Origin of the sequence: Actinomadura logoneensis (genome assembly GCF_003428695.1) — a bacterium.
GTDB classification, from domain to species: Bacteria; Actinomycetota; Actinomycetes; order Streptosporangiales; family Streptosporangiaceae; genus Spirillospora; species Spirillospora logoneensis.
Window position 1 is genome coordinate 1 of sequence record NZ_QURH01001041.1, and the last position, 17,345, is coordinate 17,345.

Annotated in this window: 18 protein-coding genes, 1 tRNA gene and 2 pseudogenes; 9 read left to right on the top strand and 12 right to left on the bottom strand. The window is 70.0% G+C overall.

Annotation, left to right across the window (positions count from 1 at the left end):
- From DZF91_RS36975 to DZF91_RS36995, 5 genes are all read right to left on the bottom strand, one after another.
- On the bottom strand, positions 1 to 1,231 hold a 1,231-nt coding region (locus DZF91_RS36975), incomplete at its 3' end, for a glycosyltransferase family 4 protein (protein WP_147341557.1).
- Positions 1,228 to 2,292, bottom strand: a complete 1,065-nt coding sequence (locus tag DZF91_RS36980; protein WP_117361677.1) for a hypothetical protein — start codon at positions 2,290 to 2,292, stop codon at positions 1,228 to 1,230. The genes DZF91_RS36980 and DZF91_RS36975, both read right to left, overlap by 4 nt.
- A gap of 19 nt (positions 2,293 to 2,311) precedes the next feature.
- The gene (locus tag DZF91_RS36985; protein ID WP_158588134.1) at positions 2,312 to 4,411 is read right to left on the bottom strand and encodes a PIG-L family deacetylase; all 2,100 of its coding nucleotides are present in this window, start codon (positions 4,409 to 4,411) and stop codon (positions 2,312 to 2,314) included.
- A gap of 29 nt (positions 4,412 to 4,440) precedes the next feature.
- Positions 4,441 to 6,027 carry a stealth family protein gene (locus DZF91_RS36990; protein ID WP_158588135.1) on the bottom strand — a complete coding sequence of 529 codons (1,587 nt, stop codon included), beginning with the start codon at positions 6,025 to 6,027 and terminating at the stop codon, positions 4,441 to 4,443.
- A gap of 540 nt (positions 6,028 to 6,567) precedes the next feature.
- Entirely contained in the window at positions 6,568 to 7,791 is a 1,224-nt protein-coding gene (locus DZF91_RS36995) for an alpha/beta fold hydrolase (protein ID WP_117361680.1), read from the bottom strand.
- Between the two features lie 99 nt (positions 7,792 to 7,890).
- Here DZF91_RS36995 and DZF91_RS37000 point away from each other — a divergent pair, with 99 nt between their 5' ends.
- Positions 7,891 to 8,334, top strand: coding sequence for a MarR family winged helix-turn-helix transcriptional regulator (locus DZF91_RS37000; protein WP_117361681.1), 444 nt, complete (start codon positions 7,891 to 7,893; stop codon positions 8,332 to 8,334).
- A gap of 65 nt (positions 8,335 to 8,399) precedes the next feature.
- Complete coding sequence (locus tag DZF91_RS39205) at positions 8,400 to 8,609, top strand: hypothetical protein (protein WP_147341558.1); 210 nt, start codon at positions 8,400 to 8,402, stop codon at positions 8,607 to 8,609.
- A 175-nt stretch (positions 8,610 to 8,784) separates the two neighbouring features.
- Here the strand turns inward: DZF91_RS39205 and DZF91_RS37005 are convergent, their stop codons facing one another.
- From DZF91_RS37005 to DZF91_RS37015, 3 genes are all read right to left on the bottom strand, one after another.
- Entirely contained in the window at positions 8,785 to 9,552 is a 768-nt protein-coding gene (locus tag DZF91_RS37005) for an SDR family NAD(P)-dependent oxidoreductase (protein WP_117361688.1), read from the bottom strand.
- Between the two features lie 5 nt (positions 9,553 to 9,557).
- Positions 9,558 to 10,373: an alpha/beta fold hydrolase gene (locus DZF91_RS37010; RefSeq protein WP_199487148.1), complete on the bottom strand. Its 816-nt coding sequence runs from the start codon at positions 10,371 to 10,373 to the stop codon at positions 9,558 to 9,560.
- 176 nt (positions 10,374 to 10,549) lie between these two features.
- Entirely contained in the window at positions 10,550 to 10,903 is a 354-nt protein-coding gene (locus tag DZF91_RS37015; RefSeq protein WP_117361682.1) for a phospholipase D-like domain-containing protein, read from the bottom strand.
- Positions 10,904 to 10,988: 85 nt separating this feature from the next.
- Between DZF91_RS37015 and DZF91_RS39210 the strand changes: the two genes are divergently transcribed.
- The 4 genes from DZF91_RS39210 to DZF91_RS37035 all read left to right on the top strand — a co-directional run bounded on the left by DZF91_RS39210 (position 10,989) and on the right by DZF91_RS37035 (position 13,103).
- Entirely contained in the window at positions 10,989 to 11,321 is a 333-nt protein-coding gene (locus DZF91_RS39210; protein ID WP_147341559.1) for a hypothetical protein, read from the top strand.
- A gap of 805 nt (positions 11,322 to 12,126) precedes the next feature.
- A complete protein-coding gene (locus DZF91_RS42515) occupies positions 12,127 to 12,204 on the top strand; it encodes a GntR family transcriptional regulator (RefSeq protein ID WP_235834838.1) in 78 nt (25 codons plus the stop codon).
- A 30-nt stretch (positions 12,205 to 12,234) separates the two neighbouring features.
- Positions 12,235 to 12,498 (top strand): GntR family transcriptional regulator, encoded by a 264-nt coding sequence (locus tag DZF91_RS42520; protein WP_117361690.1) that lies wholly within the window; start codon positions 12,235 to 12,237, stop codon positions 12,496 to 12,498.
- A 53-nt stretch (positions 12,499 to 12,551) separates the two neighbouring features.
- Positions 12,552 to 13,103, top strand: a complete 552-nt coding sequence (locus DZF91_RS37035; protein ID WP_117361692.1) for an HD domain-containing protein — start codon at positions 12,552 to 12,554, stop codon at positions 13,101 to 13,103.
- Between the two features lie 36 nt (positions 13,104 to 13,139).
- On the opposite strand, the gene DZF91_RS37040 is transcribed toward DZF91_RS37035, so the two are convergent.
- The 3 genes from DZF91_RS37040 to DZF91_RS37050 form a co-directional block, all read right to left on the bottom strand.
- A complete protein-coding gene (locus DZF91_RS37040) occupies positions 13,140 to 13,481 on the bottom strand; it encodes a hypothetical protein (protein ID WP_117361684.1) in 342 nt (113 codons plus the stop codon).
- A 79-nt stretch (positions 13,482 to 13,560) separates the two neighbouring features.
- On the bottom strand, positions 13,561 to 14,037 hold the full coding sequence (locus DZF91_RS37045; protein WP_117361685.1) for an NUDIX hydrolase: 477 nt from the start codon (positions 14,035 to 14,037) through the stop codon (positions 13,561 to 13,563).
- A gap of 2 nt (positions 14,038 to 14,039) precedes the next feature.
- Positions 14,040 to 14,786 (bottom strand): XRE family transcriptional regulator, encoded by a 747-nt coding sequence (locus DZF91_RS37050; RefSeq protein WP_117361686.1) that lies wholly within the window; start codon positions 14,784 to 14,786, stop codon positions 14,040 to 14,042.
- 358 nt (positions 14,787 to 15,144) lie between these two features.
- Between DZF91_RS37050 and DZF91_RS37055 the strand changes: the two are divergent.
- A pseudogene (locus DZF91_RS37055) lies at positions 15,145 to 15,789 on the top strand (site-specific integrase); the annotation flags it as partial.
- Positions 15,790 to 15,880: 91 nt separating this feature from the next.
- Here DZF91_RS37055 and DZF91_RS37060 read toward each other — a convergent pair.
- Positions 15,881 to 15,957: transfer RNA gene (locus DZF91_RS37060), tRNA-Pro, on the bottom strand.
- Positions 15,958 to 16,287: 330 nt separating this feature from the next.
- On the opposite strand from DZF91_RS37060, the gene DZF91_RS37065 reads away from it, so the two are divergent.
- Both DZF91_RS37065 and DZF91_RS37070 read left to right on the top strand, forming a co-directional pair.
- The gene (locus tag DZF91_RS37065) at positions 16,288 to 16,902 is read left to right on the top strand and encodes a hypothetical protein (protein WP_199487149.1); all 615 of its coding nucleotides are present in this window, start codon (positions 16,288 to 16,290) and stop codon (positions 16,900 to 16,902) included.
- 84 nt (positions 16,903 to 16,986) lie between these two features.
- A pseudogene (locus DZF91_RS37070) lies at positions 16,987 to 17,345 on the top strand (SpoIIE family protein phosphatase); the annotation flags it as partial.

Below are 17,345 nucleotides of genomic sequence, written 5' to 3' on the forward strand. Positions count from 1 at the left end.
AGCCCGAGCCGCCGGTGCGCGCGCCCCAGGCGGCGAGCCGGTCGGTCCTGGCCGCAGACCGGGCGGGGGCGTCGCGGCCGGCCAGCAGCCGCCGGTACAGGGCGTCCCACCGGCCCATGACCAGGTCGATGTCGTACTCGGCGGCCTGGCGCAGCGCGGCCGCGCCGAAGTCCCTCAGCATCTGCGGATCGCCGATCAGCTTGAGCAGCGCGGCGGCCAGACCGTCGATGTCGTCCTGGGCGACCAGGAACCCGTTGACGCCGTCGGTGATGATCTCGGCGGGGCCGGTCTGGCAGTCGTAGCTCACCGCCGGGACCCCGGCGGCGAACGCCTCGCCCAGCACCAGCGGGAACGCCTCGCCGTCGCGGGAGGTGAGCAGGCAGATCGAGGACTTGGCCCACTCCTCGGCCATGTGCCCGGTCGGGCCGAGGAGCCGCACGTTGTCGTGCAGCCCGAGCGCGTTGACCAGACGGCGCAGCGCGGACGCCCGCGGGCCGTCGCCGAAGATCCGCAGCTCCCAGTCCGGGTGGGTCTCGACGACCTGGGCGAACGCGCGGATCGCGTGGTCGACCTGCTTGTCGGGCACCAGCCGCCGCGCCATGGTGACCGCCTTGGCCGACAGCGACGAACGCGGCCGGAACCCGGCGGGGACGGGGTTGACGATCACCTCGAGCAGGGGCGCGCAGTCGGTCAGGGACTCGGCGAACCATTCGCGGGTGCGTTCGGTCAGCACCACCAGGGCGTCCAGGCGCGGGGCGTACCGGAACAGCGGCTCGCCGGTGCCGCCGCGGATCTGCGACGGCCGGTGCTCCTGGTGGACGGTCAGCACCCGCGCGGGCGGCAGGGTGGTGGTCACCGCCATCAGCGCGGGTGAGGTGGACACCAGCACGTCGGTGTCCAGCTCGCGCAGGACGTGCTCGATCTCCAGGTCCGACAGCCGGTGGAACGCCTTCTCCCAGCGCGGTTCGATCAGCCGGGACGGCGCGGCGGCCAGGGCGCGGCAGACCTCGTCGCTCATGCCGCTGGCGCGGACCGGGCGCGGCACCGGCCCGGTCTCGTCCACCAGGTAGCGGACGGGGATCCGGGTGTCGAAGAACCGCTCGGCGCTGGTGCGGAAGACACTGATGACCTCCACCTCGTGCCGCGCGGCCAGGAACTCGGCCTGGGTGTAGACGGCGCGCTCGGTGCCGCCCATGGCGTCGGCCCAGGTGAGCAGGAACGTGATCTTCATGAGGAGGTCTCCGGGAAGGCGGGGGCGCCGGCCGGGACGGGCGCGCAGGCCAGAACCAGATCACCGGAGCCGGTGTAGTAGGGGCGGACGCGCACCAGCGCGGCGGGCGAGACGGCGAGCATCCGCTGCGCCACGGGCAGGGCGCGGCGCGGGTCGCGCACGTCATGCAGGCGGCGGCCGAGCCGCAGCGGACGCTCACCGGGCGGTTCGGCGAACAGGTGCCACAGCCGTTCCCCGCCGCTGCCGCTGCCGGTGGCCATCTGCCGCAGCGGCACGGTGACGCGGAAGACCGGGCCGCGCGCGCCGGGACGGCCGACCGGCGTGGCGGCGACGGTGTGCGCGGGCGCGGAACCACCCGCCTTGCCGCGCGCCTGGAAACGCACCGCGGCCCGCGCGGCGGCCGATGTTCCGACCAGTGCGAAGTCCACGGTGATCCGGGCGAAGGTGAGGTCCAGGCCGACGATCTCGGCGGACGGCTCGGGGTCGGCGACCCGCAGCAGGCTCATCCCGGTCGCCGAGGTCTCGGGGACGAACCGCATTCCCGACAGGGGGCACGGCGGCGTCAGCGCGGTCGGGCCGTCCCAGGCGCCGAGGACGCGCGCGCCGCCGAGCAGGGTGAAGGCGCGCTCGCCGGTGGCGGTGCGCACCCGGACCCCGATCCGCCAGCCGCCGCGCGTCAGCCGCACACCACCCGCGGCCTCGCCCAGCGGCACGGTCGCGGTCAGCTCGCCGGCGACCACCGGGTCGACGGGCGCGTGAAGACGCCGACCCGCGCGGGCGAACACGAGCTCGGCCGCACCGTCCACGGCTTCGGGGAGCCGGGCGTGCAGGTTGAGGGTGCGGCCGTCCAGCACCGCGAAGTAGGAGACCTCGGCCGACGGCCCGGAGGTGACCACCTTGGCCAGGCCGCTGCGCGCGACGGCCACCCGGACCGCTTCATCGGTCTCGCGGCGGATACGCCGCTGCGCGACCGCCGTACGGACCTCGGCCTCCTCGCGCAGGCGCTGGGCGAACCAGCCCGGATCATTGCGCGCCATGCGCCAGTACCGCGACGCGTTCATCGCCTGTCGTCCCCCGCTCTCAACTGTCACCGGGCGCGCGTACGCCCACGGTCTGCCACTGCCATCGGGCGGTATCGACTCCGGAACCGGACGAGGTGTAGGGGCGGGTCACTCTGAGCCGCCCCAACGGATCCAGCACGGCCGTCACGACACCGCCCTGCCCGTCCACCACGGTGGCGGGGGCGTGCATGAAGAGGCCAGGTGCGTCCTGCCAGCGGGCTCCGCCCGCCGAGACGCCCACGCCACCGGACGCGTCCCGTCCGACCAGCAGAGGACCGCCTCCCGCAGCTCCCGACGGCTCCACCGCACCGACCGGGCCGACCCCGCCCGGACCCGGCAGGCTCACTGGCCGGTCAGGCCACGCTCCGTCCGGAGTCCGCTGCCGGAACACCAATGTGCCGGGACCGCCGACCTGCCGCGCCACCAGGCTCAACCGTCCCCGCCCGTCACGGACCATGGTCAGCGGCCCGGTCGCACCCACCTCGGTCGGCGTCCACGCCCCGGGCCCTTCGAGGGGCCGGCCGGAGGCGGGCTGGCGCCAGTGCCACAGGCTCGGTGTGCCCGGCTGCCTGTTCCATCGCCATTCGGCCCAGGCCGGGACCGCCGCGCCGAACACCTCGATACGTCCCGAAGCGTCGGTTCCGGCGGTCAGCCCGTCCTGGACGCGCCGACCGCCGAGGTCGATCCACGGACCGAAGGTCTGGTCGGCGTTCTGGTACCGGACGCTGACGCCCTGACCGGAGTTGCGGCTGAACACCGCGATCCGGCCCGCGCCGTCCACGGCCGTCACCGGAGCGCCCGCGTCGTGCTCGCGCACCATGGTCGATCCGGCGGGGTTCCCCAGGTCGCGCCAGTCACCGAACGGCCCGTTGGGACGGTCCTGCCGCGCGTACATGATCTGGTAGCGGGGCCGGGTCAGCGCGGCGGTCCGCAGCACGCGCAGCCCGAACACCGCCAGACGGCCGTCCGGGAGCCGCGCGACGTCCAGGTCGGAGACGAAACCGGGATCGGGCATCGGCACGCCCGGACGCCATCCGCCGCCCGGCCGGTCCTGCTCCCAGCGCGTCACCCGGTCGCTGACCACCGCGAACGCCACCAGTCGTCCGTCGGCCTGCGGCTGCATCCAACGGGTGGAGCCGGTATAGCGAGGGTGGGTGCTCTGCGGCCAGCCGTTGCGGTCGCCGGAGTCCCCGGTTCGCAGGTCTCCGCATCCGCCGGGTTCCCGGCAGGGGAAACGTCCCTTGTCGGCCCATCCGTAGGTTCGGATGAACGACATCTTCGCCTGGAACGCGCCCGGGCCGAGGTTGGCCGGCCAGTGCCGGTTGTAGTAGCCCCGGTAGTACTCCGTCACCACCGGTCCGGTCACCTGCTTCTGGTAGCGGCGCGCGGCCTCTCGCGTCATCAACGCCGTGGCGGTGTGGTCGGGATGGTCGGTGCGGTGCTCGAAACCCTTCTGGTCGGTGCCACGCTCCGGGGCCGGATCGAGAGTGCGGATCACCGACGGGTGGAACCGCCGCATCAGCTCGTCCAACTGCGCGATCAGTTCGGCCCGCGTGTAAGACGTCGGCTTGCCCACGGGGCTGCCGAGCGCCGGACGGGTCCGCAACCGCTCGACCCGGCGTTCCCACAACCCCATCAGCCGCCGCATCCTGCCGTCGGAGCCCCGCCAGTTACCGGTGTTGAGGAACACCAACCGCACGTTCGGCCGCTTGCCCAGGGTGTCGGACTCGACCGGCCCTTCCATGGTGGGAAGCACGCCACGCGTCCACACGGCGTTCGGATTCCCGGTCGCCATCTGCGCGTAGGCACGCCGCAGCCCGGCGTGCCGCGCGGCGATGTAGCCCGCATGGTCGGTGGCGACCGCGGGCCGGCCGGGGGCGACGTTCTGCCCGTTGGCCTCCCCTGCGGTGACGTAGACCGTCGTCACCGGCGCACCCGACCGCACCGACTGGAGCAGGTCAGGGTTGAGGAAGTACAGGTCGTCGTCCGGATGCGCGACGACCTGCATGAACGCGACCGCGGACGGCCCGGCGACCCGCGTCGTGCCGGTCGCGTGGCGAGCGTCCAGTTCCCGGACCACCATCGCGCCCAGCAGGAGCGGCAGGATGACACCGGCCACGGCCCGCCTCCGCGCCGGAGGGAGCAGCCTCATTCGCCCGATCCGACTTCGTACGGGCTCGGTACCGGGAAGTACGCCCGCAGGAACCGCTCGACCAGCTCGTGCTGCCGCGCCGCCGCCTCCGCGTCGAACTCGGTGTCGTTGATGCAGAAAGCCTCATACGGCCGCTGCTCCAACGCCACGTCCAGGCGCTCGGCGGCCTCCGGGGCGGCCAGGTTGATGTACCGGTACGCCATGTCCGCCTCGACCGCCCGGCCGGTGAAGAAGCTGTAGTAGTGGTACAGCGACGACGGGATCGCCACGTCGTCCGGGTGCCGGAACTGGTGGGCGGCGGTCTCGGCGCTCTCCTCGGCGAACTGGTGCTCGATCTCCGACAGCACGCTGCGCCGCAGCGCGTGCGGGGTGTGCTTGATCCGCGCCAGCGGCACCCCGCCGAAGGTCCGCTCGATCAGCCGCCGGGTGTTCTTGCCCGCCGCCGTCGCCGGCAGGTCGGCCGCCGAGGGGTCCCGCAGGTCCACCCGTTTGCTGGACGGGAAGAACTTGCCCGTCCCGTTCGGATGGAAGAACGAGGTCGGAGCCAGCGGACGCCCGAGGAACACGTCGTCGTTGAAGTACAGGAAGTGCTCCGACAGCCCCCGGATGTGGTGCAGTTGCGACTCGATCGCGTGGGAGTTGAACGTCGGCAGCAGGCCGCGGTGGCCGAAGATCTCCCTGTGGTCCACCACCGTGATCTTCGGATGGTCGGTGTTCAGCCAGGACGGCACCTGCGCGTCGGTGACGATGTGGATGTGCCGCACCCACGGCGCGAACAGGGCGAGGCTGCGCAGCGAGTAGCGCAGTTCGTCGCGGCTGGTGTACCTGGACTCGTTGGCCGCCTGCTCGTGCAGCGTCTCGCCGGTGACCCGCTCGTAGGCCGCGTCGCGCCGGGCCCGCCACGCCGGGTCGCCGCCGTCCACCCAGGTGTAGACCACGTCGATGGGGAAGGTGACCTCGTCGACCACCGCCAGGAGGAAGTCGGCCCGGGTGGGATAGCGCGCCTCGGTGTCGTCCCTGTTCGCCATCGGGGTCAGCACGGGCGCGGGGACATGGGTGATCTCACCTTCGGAGGACAGCACGTCGGTGATGCGGTTGGCGCGCGGGGCCACCAGCCACCCGTCCCGCGACTCCCAGAACTCCACCACGCAACCGTGCTCGGACCCGAGGACCATCTCCCCGTCGGGCGCGCAGAAGTTCCGCGAGACGCGGAAGGCCCTGCGCGTGCCCAGCCGGTCCCACGCCTCCCGCCCACTGGCGGCCCGGCTGCCGTCCGGGTCGTTCACGGGGCCGATCCGCGCGTGCACCCGCGCGGCGGCCACGGCCAGCGCCTCCACGGCCCGCTTCTGGTGGACCATCGGCACGGCGACGCCCGAGGCCCGGAAGTCCACGGGCCGCAGGCAGAAGAACGGCACCGACGCCGCCGTCAGCGCCGAGCAGACGAACTCCAGCGTCTCCCGCCACGCCTGCAACGGAGCCAGGTCGTCCCGCACCTCGGCCACCCGCAGACGGCCGTTCACCCGCAGCAGCACGTATCCGTCGCACAGACGGCGGTGACGGTGCTGGAACAGTGAGTTGGACACCCTCAGCCGCATTTCCGGTGACAGCAACGCCCCGAGCCGCTGCTTGGCCGAACCGCCCGCCCCTCGTGGCGACGCTTGCCGGGAGTCGGTCTCCGACGCGCTTCCCGCGCGACCGAGATCACCGGTCACGGACACGCGGGGCTCCCGTCCGCGGCGGCGTGGAGTCTCCCAAGGCGGAGCATCGACACCCCCGCTGTCCGTGCAGGTCGTCCTGGTCGAAGCCGTCCGGGACGGCGGTGCCGTGGCCCGGTGCGAGAGTGGACGGCGCGTTCGGCCGCCCAGGGCGGAAGGGCCTCGCCGGCCCCCGGCGCCGCGGCCGGCTTCGTGGAGAGGGTCATACCCCTACTTGCCCGGTGGCCCCGGCCTCGTTCGCGCTCATCCCGCGCCCCGGCATGACCTGGAGCGCGCTCCAGCCACGAGGCCGAAGTGATGACCATCCCCACGATGGCCCTCGGGACGATGTACTTCGGCACCAGGGTGGACGAGCGGACCGCCTTCGCGATCCTCGACCAGTACGCCGAACCGGGCGCTGCCGGCGGGTCAGGTGAGGAAGCGGGTGAGGTGCTCGGTGACCGCGGTCGGTGCTTCCAGCGGGAGGTGATGGGCGGCGTCGGGAAGCACCAGCAGGTTCGCGTCCGGGATCAGCGCGGCCGTCTCCTGCGCCCACTGCACGGGCATGGCCTGGTCGTTCTGCCCGGTAAGGATGAGGGTCGGCGCCTTGACGCGGGGGAGCAGGTCGCGGACGTCGGTGCGGTGCAGGACCGCGGCGTCCAGTGCGAGCGGCATGGCCTCGGGGGAGTGGCCGGTCATCACGTCCGGTTCGGCGGCGGCCGCGGCGGGGTGAGCGGTCCGCCACTCCGGCGTCGTCGCGGCGTGCTGGAGTTGCCGGAACAGCGTCCGCCGGTCGTCGGCGGTGCCGGTCTCCAGCACGGTGCGGCGTTCCCGCCACCGCGGCAGGCGGTCGGCGGGTTCGGCGCGGGCGGTGGTGCCGACCAGGGCCAGGCGCTCGACGAGCCGGGGGTGACGGGCGGCCAGCCGCATCGCGATCATGCCGCCCTGGGACTGGCCGACCAGCGCGACCGGACCCCACCGGCTCTCGGTGATCAACAGGGCCAGGTCCTCCGCGACGTCGTCGAGCGTCCAGCCGTCGGCGGGCCAGGTGCTGGCTCCGTGACCGGGCAGGTCCGGCGCGATGCAGCGGCGGGCGGTGGTCAGGGCGCGGATCTGGGCGGCGAACATCGACCGGTCGGCGAACAGGCCGTGCAGGAACAGCGCCACCGGCCCGGTGCCGGTGTCGTCGTAGCCGTACACGGTGTCGTTGATGCGGATCCTCCGCGCGCCCGGCGCGGTTTCGACGTCGAACGCGGCGGCGAGCGCCAGCGAGTCCTCGAAGATCTGGTAGCGGGCGATCCGTCCGTCCCGGACCGTGAAGCGGACGGCGTAGTCGCCCTCGGCGATCCGGCCGGTGGCCTTGACCCGGAAGTGGAACCGTCCGCACACGACCGCGTCGTCACCCTGGTCGGCCACGGTGAACACCTGGCCGCCGAGCGGTTCGAACGCGTCGGGGAAGACGGCCATCCACCGCCGGATCCGGTCCCGCCCCCGCCGCAGGCCGACGGTGGGGACCTCGGGCGCGCCGTCGACGTGCCAGACGGCGTCGTCGGTGAGCAGGGCGAGCGCGGTGTCGACATCGCCCTTCCCGAAAGCGTCCAGATAGTCCAGCGCGACCTCGGAGGCGGACCGTGCGGTGGTGGAGTCAGTCATACGAGAGTCCTCTTCCAGTAGGCAAGGATCCTCATACTAGGCAAGAATCTTTTTTTAAATCAAGATGCTTGATACTTGTCAGGCGGCTATAGTCTTCTCATGGACCCCGAGTTCGCGCCGCGGCGCCGGTTGCTGACGGCCATCAAGACCGCCGAACAGGCGACTCAGCAGGCCAAGGAGGCCGCGGTCCGCGCGGCGGGCCTGACGCTGGCTCAGTACAACGTGCTGATCCTGCTGGACGAGACGCCGGGCATCACGAGCGCCGAACTGGCGCGCCGCTGCTTCGTCACCCCTCAGGCGATGAACCAGACCGTCGCCCGGCTGGTCCGCGAAGGCAGAATCGAGCGCACCCCCCACCCCACCCACCGGCACGTCCTGGAAACCCGGATCACCGCGGACGGCCGGCGGCTGCTCGACAAGGCCGACGGACAGGTCCTCGAACTGGAACGCCGCCTCCGCGATCACCTCAGCCCAGAGCAGCAACAGGACCTGCGCACCCACCTGGCCGCCATCGAACGCCTGGCCCGCCACCCCGAAGCCTGACCGGCCGAGCAGATCGACGAACCGAGCGGATCGACGGGCCCCCGGTCACCTCCGCCCACCCCTCCGTGCTCTGGGTCCGCGCCGCCGTCGAGGCGTTCAAGCGCGCAGCGGGCGACAGTCCGCTGTGGTGGTTCGAGAATCCGGCGGGCCGGTTCGGCATGGCCGTCAAAGGCCGCGGGACGACGGCAGCTCCGTTCGGTGGCGAGGTGCTCGCGACCGGACCACCGAACCTCCGAACTGTTGATCCTCAGAAGGCCGCCTATGCGGCCTGGTAGCCGATGTCGAGGCCTGCTGTGGGATTGCCTTGGCCGTCCGCGGTGAGTGGAGGACTGACGGCGGCCGGTGTCCTGCTCTGGTGGAACGACCCTGCCCGATGGTGGGTGCGCGGCGCCCAGGCACCACATGGTCGGGGGACGGGGCGGCCGCACCGGCTGGAGGTTCTTACCCGGATCAAGCCGGCGCTGGAAGGTTTCGGTGTATCTGGAACGGCGCGAAGCTCTGGGCGACGGGCATGAGCTCGACGACGTTGATGTTGACATGCGCCGGCAGCGACGCGGCCCAGGACACGGTCTCGGCGATGTCGGTCGGGCCGAGCGGCCGCATTCCGGCATAGACGGCATGGGCCCGCTCCCGATCCCCGCCGAACCGCACGGTCGAGAACTCCGTGTCCCCACACATGCCGGGCTCGACGCAGGTGACGCGCACGCCCGTGCTGTGCAGGTCACTGCGCAGGTTCTGGCTGAACTGATGAACGAACGCCTTGGTCGCGCCGTAGACGTTGCCGCCGGGGTAGGGGTAGGCGCCGGCGACCGAGCCTACGTTGACCACGTGTCCCCGGCCGCGTGCCACCATGCCCGGCAGGATCGCCCGGGTGCAGTACATGAGTCCCCTGCAGTTGGTGTCGAGCATCTGATCCCAGCCGTCCAGGTCGGCGTCTTGGGCGGGTTCCAGTCCCCGGGCGAGGCCGGCGTTGTTGACCAGCAGGTCGATCTCGGCGAACTCGGCGGGCAGGGTGGCGATCGCGTGCTCGACCGCGGGTCTGTCCCGCACATCCAGTTCGAGCGGGTGGACGGTGCCCGGGTGGTCGGCCGCCACCCTGGCGAGCAGGGCTGCTCTCCGTGCCGACGCGACGACGCGGGCGCCGTCGGCCGCGAGGCGGCGGGTGATGGCGGCACCGAAGCCGGTGCTGGCGCCGGTGACGAAGGCGGTCATGGTCATGGGCTTCACTGCTTTCCGGGAATCGAGTCGAGGAACGTGCTCAGCGCCTCGTTGAATCCGGCCGGCGCCTCGAGGTTGGGCATGTGCGCGGCGCCTTCGACGACGACGAGTGTGGAGTCCGGGATGAGCCGGTGCATGAGCCGGGCGTCGCCGAGCGGCGTGAACTCGTCCTCGTCGCCGACGAGGACGAGCGTGGGCACGTGGACGCGCGACAGCGACGCGACGTAGTCGGGACGCTCGGCGCGGCCGCGCAGCGCGGCGGCGGCTCCCTCGGCGGATGTTCCCCGCATCATGCCGAGGACGTGCTCGGCCACGGCGGGGAACCGCCGGACGTTGGCGGGCGCCACCATCTTGGCCAGCACTTCGTCCGCGTAGCCGCCCATGCCCTCCTTGAGCAGCCGTTCGGCCATCGCGTTGCGGACCCGCCTGCCTTCTTCGGTCTCCGCCTGCGGGGTGGTGTCGGCAAGCACGAGTCCGCGGAGCCGGTCTGGGAACAGGCGATGGAACTCCATGACGATCTGTCCGCCCATGGACAGGCCGCCGAGGACGATCTGTTCGACGCCGAGGTGGTCGAGAAGGCCGCCGATGTCCTGGGCGAAAGTCCGAAGCGGTGTTTTGCCCGGCACAACGGTGCTCCGGCCGTAGCCGCGCAGATCCGGGACGATCACCCGGCGCCCATGGCGGCCGACGTGCTGGACCTGGGGTGACCACATCGAGCGGTCGAAGGGGTGGCCGTGGACGAGCACCAGCGGCGGCCCGGTGCCCCAGGGGTTGTGGTCGTCATAGGCGATGGCGATCTGTCCATTAATGAAAGTTCCCACCGTACGCGCCTCCTGGTCAGATCGGTTTGACGGCTCGAGGCTATTGGGAACAATATGTCGGTGCAATAGAAGAATTGCATTCGGAGCAATGTCGGGCGGGGATGAGGCGGACGGCTATCGGCGGATCGCCGGGTGCCGTTAACGGACGTGTCACCGCCGCAAACGAGACCGGTGAATCACCTGCCAGTGGCTGGTGTGTTCGGTGAGTATTCGTCTCCATGGGCCGTGTTCCAGTGGAGATGGGTGAGCTTGTCGAGCACTGGACGGTGATGGACGACGAGCGTGAGCCGATCGCGGGCAAGCGCGGCTCGTTCGCGAATATGACTGCCATCGGGGTCGCCGCGAAGGATGCGGACGGCCAAGCCTGCCTGAGCCTTGTTGGCGAGGGTGCGGATGATGCCAGAGTCCTCGGCGAGGAAGAGGCCGGCGTAGGCGAGGATGTCGATCTCGCGGCGCGCGCTCTCGAAGTGGTGCGGCCAAACGGCACGAGGGACGGCCCAGCGGTGCGGGTAGGTGCCGAGGACCACCACGGGTGGCGGCTCGGCTGCCGAGTCCTCTTGCACAAGCCCGCCGGGTCACTGCCCGTAGCGACCGACTCGGCAAGCTCCCACATCCGTGACCTGCGACGAGGAGTCGTCATGCCCATCGAGCCATCGCGCGGCGCAGACCGCAGCGCCCCACCGACACGCACCGGGACACAGCCGTCCGCGCGTCAGCGGCAAGCCGTCCGCCGATGACCAGAAACTTGCAAATCTGCGTGAGGAGTTCACTGGTCATCGCATCTGGCGTTCCCCCCGTTGGGACGGGGGCTTCGGGTGTTGGGTCGCGACCTTGCACGACCCGGCGCAGGGCGTCGATCCCACGGTCATCCGTGATACCGGCGACCAGTTGTGGGAAGCGCTGCTGGAAGAGCGCGAGCTCGCAGAACGGCGGGGTGACCGGCTGTGAGCTCGCTCCGTCCAAGCTCCTCCGGCGAGGCGCCGGGGTACTTCAGCCCTTCACACCGGCCGATACCGGAGCACGAGCCGCTGGTCATCCCTGTGCCCCGCTCGCTCGGAGAAGCGTGGACGGACTTCCGAACGCGCCGTCACCTGAACCGGTTGGAGCAGTGTCTCAACCGGCTCGGTTGGGAGACCAAGCACTTGTACGAATGCTCCCCGCCGCTGCTTCGGGTCTTCTCCGAGGCCGCACCGTCCATCGGCGAGCACCTCACGGCCGTGCGCGGCCCGGACGGCCGGGCGTACTGGAGCAGCAAGGGGATCACCTCGCCGACTGCGAAAACCTCAGCAACGCGGCGCATGCGTTGACCGCGTGCCCGGGCCCGTGGCTGGTCGCGGTCCTGACCACGAAGCCCGTTCAGGACTGATGTCCCGTCCGGCCGGCAATGAGCGTCGGAACCGCCCTCCGGCGCATGCGCGCACCGAGACCGACGCGGCGGGACGACGGCGTCCGCTGGCTTCCCCATGCCAGCAGATCATCCCGTCCCGCCGCGTCATCCACCCCGCCCCCCGTCCACGCGTGGAGCGACGGACGTCACCGCCGCGGGCTCGCACGACGCATCATCGGCGCGTTGGTGGACCTGGAATGACAGAGGACATCCCGTCCAACCGGGAGGCTCGGAGTCCTGACTCCGAGCCTCCCGCATGTGTCCCGCCTAGTGGTGAACGGACACGGACCCCTTGGGGCACCTACAAGCGCATCGCTGCCGCGCTGCGCGCGCGTGGTGGACGGCACCTACGAGCCTGGTTCGCGTATGCCAGGCGAACACGCCCTGTGCGCTGAGTTCGCGACCACGCGCAACACCCTCCGTCGTGCGCTGGAGATCCTCTAGGCAGAGGGCCTGATCGAGGTGCACGCGGGCATGGGCCGGTTCGTCCGCGACGGCGGCACCGAGGAACACTCACCTGTTCGGCCGGTGTACCAGCGCATCGCCGCTGACCTGCGTGCCCAGATCAGTGCCGGCGTCCTCGCACCAGGCGCGACCTTGCCCAGCGAGCGTGATCTCTGCGAGCGCTACGGGTGCGTCCGCTTCACGGTTCGGCAGGCGCTCGCCGCCTTGGAAGCCGATGATCTCGTCGGACCTGTGCAGGGGAAAGGACGTTTTGTCACCTCAAGACGTCCATAGATGATCCGTTGCCGTCCGTGGGTGTCCACTTCCGTGCTTCTACGGTCGAGTACATGAGCAACGTAGCCAGGGCGCGGGAACTCGCGCAGGATCATCTTGAGTCACCGCTTCCGCGCCGATGGGCGCACACCCAGGGTGTAGCCCGACAGGCCCGTACCCTCGCCCCGATACTCGGCGACCAAGCCGACCTCCTCGAAGCCGCCGCCTGGCTGCACGACATCGGCTACGCCCCCGACCTGCTGATCACCGGCTTCCACCCTCTGGACGGAGCCCGCTATCTCCGTGACGTCCAGCGCGCCGACGACCATCTGTGCCGCCTGGTCGCGCACCACTCATGCGCCATGATCGAGGCCCGTGAGCGCGGACTCGCCGACGTCCTTGCTGAAGAATTCGGCGCGGCACCCCCCAACCTCAGTGAGGCGCTCATCTACTGCGACATGACCACGAGTCCGACCGGAGAGCAACTCTGCGTTGAGGACCGCTTGGCCGAGATTCTGGCGCGGTACGGAGACGGACACCTCGTCACACGCTCGATCACCAGGTCATCCCCGAGCTTGATCAATGCGGTGCACCGAGTGACGCAGGCGCTTCGCGATCGCTATTGACCAGCGATAGCCATGCTGTCTCGCCTGCTGAGACGATCAACAATCGCAGTTGAGGCCGTAGGCCGCGTACCAGAGGGCGAGGAGTAGAACGGTAGCCAGCGCCGACATCATCAGATGCTTGATCCGGCGGCTCCTGTAGGCCACCACGCCGATCAAGGTTCCCATCACCAGCAAAAACGCCGCTCCAGTTGCCAGCCCGGCGCTGTGCCGCCAGCTCACCACGAGCAGGGCGGCGGCACCGACCAAGAACAAGCAGCTCAGCACCTGAACGACGACCTCACCGGCCAGATCCCCGATGAACTCTGTCACCTTCGTCAGACCCGCATGGACGATACTCCGAGCTGAAGTGGACTCACTCATGGACAGCCTCTTGATCATGACGCAGGTGCTGGTGAGAATACTTCGGCTCGTCAGAATTAAGAACCCTTCAGGGTTCCCAACTGGCTGAGGCGACCGTTCAGCCGATGACCGGGTTTGCCGGGGATGACAAAAAGTGGCTGATGCGCAGCTGCATCGAGCGGTCCATCGTGCGGTCCACCGCGGTCTCGGCGGGGACCCATACGACCTCGCGTGATTCGGCGCTGGGGCGGGGCGCTCCGCCGGTCGGGCGGGCGGTGAGCAGGATCGAGAACTCCTGTCGGACCTCGTCGTTGCTCGTGTAGTGGATGACGTGCTTGGGGTCGGAGTAGAGGCCGACCAGGCCGGTGATCTCGCAGTCGATACCGGTCTCTTCCTTGGTCTCGCGAACGCCTGCCTCGGCGATGGACTCGCCGAGGTCGATGGCTCCGCCGGGGAGCGCCCAGTTGTCGTTGTCGGTCCTGCGGATCATGAGGATTTCGCCCTTGTCGTTGGTGACGACGACGTTGACCGACGGGACGAGGCTGTTGGCCTTGGGGGCGTTGGGGTCGTCGTAGTAGTCGATCCTGCGTCCCATGCTCAGGCCTCCGGCGTTAGGGGCTTGGCGGCGTCCCAGACACGTTCGAAGCTCTCGCGGTAGGTGCTGACGAGCTCGCCGCCGGGGAGCTTGCGCATGTGCCAGAACGGCGCGTTGCTCGCCGGCACGCCGTAGACGTGGGTGTTGACGAACAGTTCGTCGTCGGCGAAGTAGATCGAGTTGTAGAGCACCGTGCTGTGGAGACGGAACTCGACGCCCTCGACGGCGCGGAGCGGCTTGTAGAGCGAGATGACACTACGGACCTTGGCCGCCATGGCATCGCCGATGCCCTCGTCTTCGCCACGCTCGGCGACCTGGGCTGAATCCGGGTCACCGAGGAGAAAACGGACGCGGACGCCCGCGCGAGCCTTGTCGGCGAGGAGGCGGTGAACGCCGCTGTCATCGGCGAGAAAGAGTCCGGTGAAGACCAGGATCCCGACCTCGTTCTGAGCGTCCGCGAACAGACGTTCCCAAGCGTCCCGCGGGACGGCCCAGCGATGCGGATAGATGGTGACGATCTCGCTGTTGGACGCAGACGCGACCTGATCGGTGCTCAGCGCGTCAGGCCACAGGTACGTTTCATCGGCACCGAGAAACGAAGCCACGGCTAGGCGTGTGCGGCGGGAGGGCTGGCGGTCTTGGGTGACCCAGCGTTCGACCGTCTTGGGGGCGTCGCCGACTTCTTCGGCGAGCGCGGCGATCGTGATCCTCTTCTGAAGAAGCGCGGCGCGTAGGCGTTCGTTCGGCATGCACCCGTCCGGGCCTGGGACGACTTCGGGACGACTCAGCCTACGGAGACGTCTTGAACACGTCCAGTCATGCGGTGATCTCGTCCCGCCACGTCGGAGCACTCTCGATCACGTAGCGTACACAGCCCGAGGAGGAAGGGGCGGACGAAGGAGATCGTCAAGGACAAGCTCAAGAAGGTCGTCGCGTCCCTGGAAACGGGCATCGAGAACTCGGCCAACTACACGGTCGCAGAGGCCGTCAAGGACTGGCTTGCGAAGGGCCTCAAAGGGCTCGATGACGAGACCGTGGTGAACTACCGCGGCCTCGCCAAGACGCACGTGATCCCGCCCATCGGCAAAGCCAGCTCTCACGTTCGACCAGGCGAACGCAATCCTCGGACAGGCCAAGTCTTCCCGGCTGCATGCCTACGTCGTCATCAGCCTGATGACCGGCATCCGCACCGAGGAGGCGCGTGCCCTCCGCTGGGAACACGTGGTGGCGTGGGACGCGAAGCGCAACGCATGGCGTCCGGTCTCCGAAGCCGGCTTCGCGCACGAGCGGTTCGCGCTCTACGTCTGGCGCTCCGTCCGCAAGGACGGTGACACCAAGACCGAGAAGTCTCGTCGGACGCTGGAGCTTCCGGAGCGGGCTGCCGAGGCGCTCAAGGCGCATCATGCTCGCCAGGCCGCGCAGAAGCTCAAGGCGGGGGAGTCGTGGCAGAACAACGACCTCGTGTTCTGCTCGCCGACCGGCACGCCGCTCGACGCGGCGAACGTGCGGCGCGCGTTCCGCCTCATCACCAAGAAGGCCAAGCTTGGTGAGCAGTGGACGCCCCGCGAGCTTCGGCACTCGTTCGTCTCGATCATGAGTGACAGCGGAGTGCCGATCGAGAACATCGCCGATCTCTGTGGGCACTCGTCCACGGCGGTCACCGAAGAGGTCTACCGGCACCAGCTCAAGCCGGTGATCACCAGGGGCGCGGAGGCCGTCAACTCTGTGTTCGGTCGCAGCAAGTCTGCGTAGGTCCGGTGCAGGTGGCTCCCCGAACAGATCGGGAACGAAAAAAGGGCTTCGGAGCGATGCTCCGAAGCCCTTTCTGACCTGGCTTAATGCCTGGTCGGGACGGCGGGATTTGAACCCACGACCCCTTGACCCCCAGTCAAGTGCGCTGCCAAACTGCGCTACGTCCCGGTTTTTGCCCCCTCGTTGAGCGGGCGTGATTACTCTAGCGCAGTTCCAGGGCTGGTGCGTACCGGGAAGCGGGTGACGGGTCGGGTGCCTGCTGGCGTAGGGCGGAGGCTGGTCGCCGTCGTCGTCCTGGGCTGGGCGCTCGCCGGATGTGCGGACGGAAGGGCGCCTGTCGCGGTGGAGAGTGGGACGGTCCGGAGCACGGCGCCGGAACGGCGGACGTTGGTCCCTCAGGTCCGGGTGCCGGACGGGGTTCGGGCCTCGTACGCGGTGTTCGCCCATGGGAAGACGGTGGTGCAGCGGGCACCGCATCGAGTGTTCCGGTCGGCGTCGGTGATCAAGCTGTTGATCGCGCTGGACCAGTTGGAGCGCGGGGACGATCCGCTGCTGGGGCCGATGCTCCGGTCGAGTGACGACGGGGCCGCGTCGGAGTTGTGGCGGCGGAACGGGCGCGGGGCGATCGTCACGCGGATGGCGCGGCGGATCGGGCTGACCGAGACCGCGCCGCCGCCGGTAGAGAGGCCCGGGTTCTGGGGGTACTCGGCGCTGAGCGCGGCGGACGTCGTGAAGGTCTACCGGTACCTGCTGGAGGACGTTCCCGCGGGGACGCGCGAGAAGGTGCTCGGGGAGCTGCGGCGGGCGACGCGGTGCGGGACGGACCATTTCGACCAGTACTTCGGCATCCCGCGGGCGCTGAGGCGGCCGTGGGCGGTGAAGCAGGGGTGGTCGGGGTTCGGGGACGCTCCGGGCAGGCCGTGCCTGGACGGTGCGGTTCCGGTGCTGGGCCCCGCTCTCGGGATCGGGCGGCCGGTGCTGCACACGACGGGAGTGGTCGGGGACAAGATCGTGGTGGTGCTCACGTTGCAGCCCGCCGGAACTTCCTTCGCGAACGCGTATCGGCAGCTCACAGCCCTTACGCGGGAGGTGTTCCGGGCCGCTGGTGAGTAACCGGGCTTTACCGATTTAAGGAATGAGCATCCGTTTACATGGCGTTCGTGACTGTACGGTCATGAATGTCGTGAGGGGTAGCGGGTGACGGAGACGGGTGCGATGCCGATGGGCGCCGAACTTGCCGGAGTCGGGGACGGAGCGCGGGAGCGCGCCGTCCTCTCCGAGGCTCGTGTCGTGCTCGCGGAACGGCTGGGCTGCCCGTCCGGGGAGGCCCTGCAGCATCTGATCTGGCTGGCGCGGGACCTGGACCTGGAGCTGGACGAGGCCGCCGCGCTGGTCGTGGACGGCGACCGGGCGTTCACCGAGACCGCGGAGACGCCGCTGGGCGGGGTCGGGCGCGGGGCGGTCGTCGCGGAGGCGCCGCCGGAGGCCGAGCCGGTCGCCGAGGAGCTGCTGCGGCGCGTCGCTGCGGCGGACACGGCGCAGGACGCCGTCGCGCT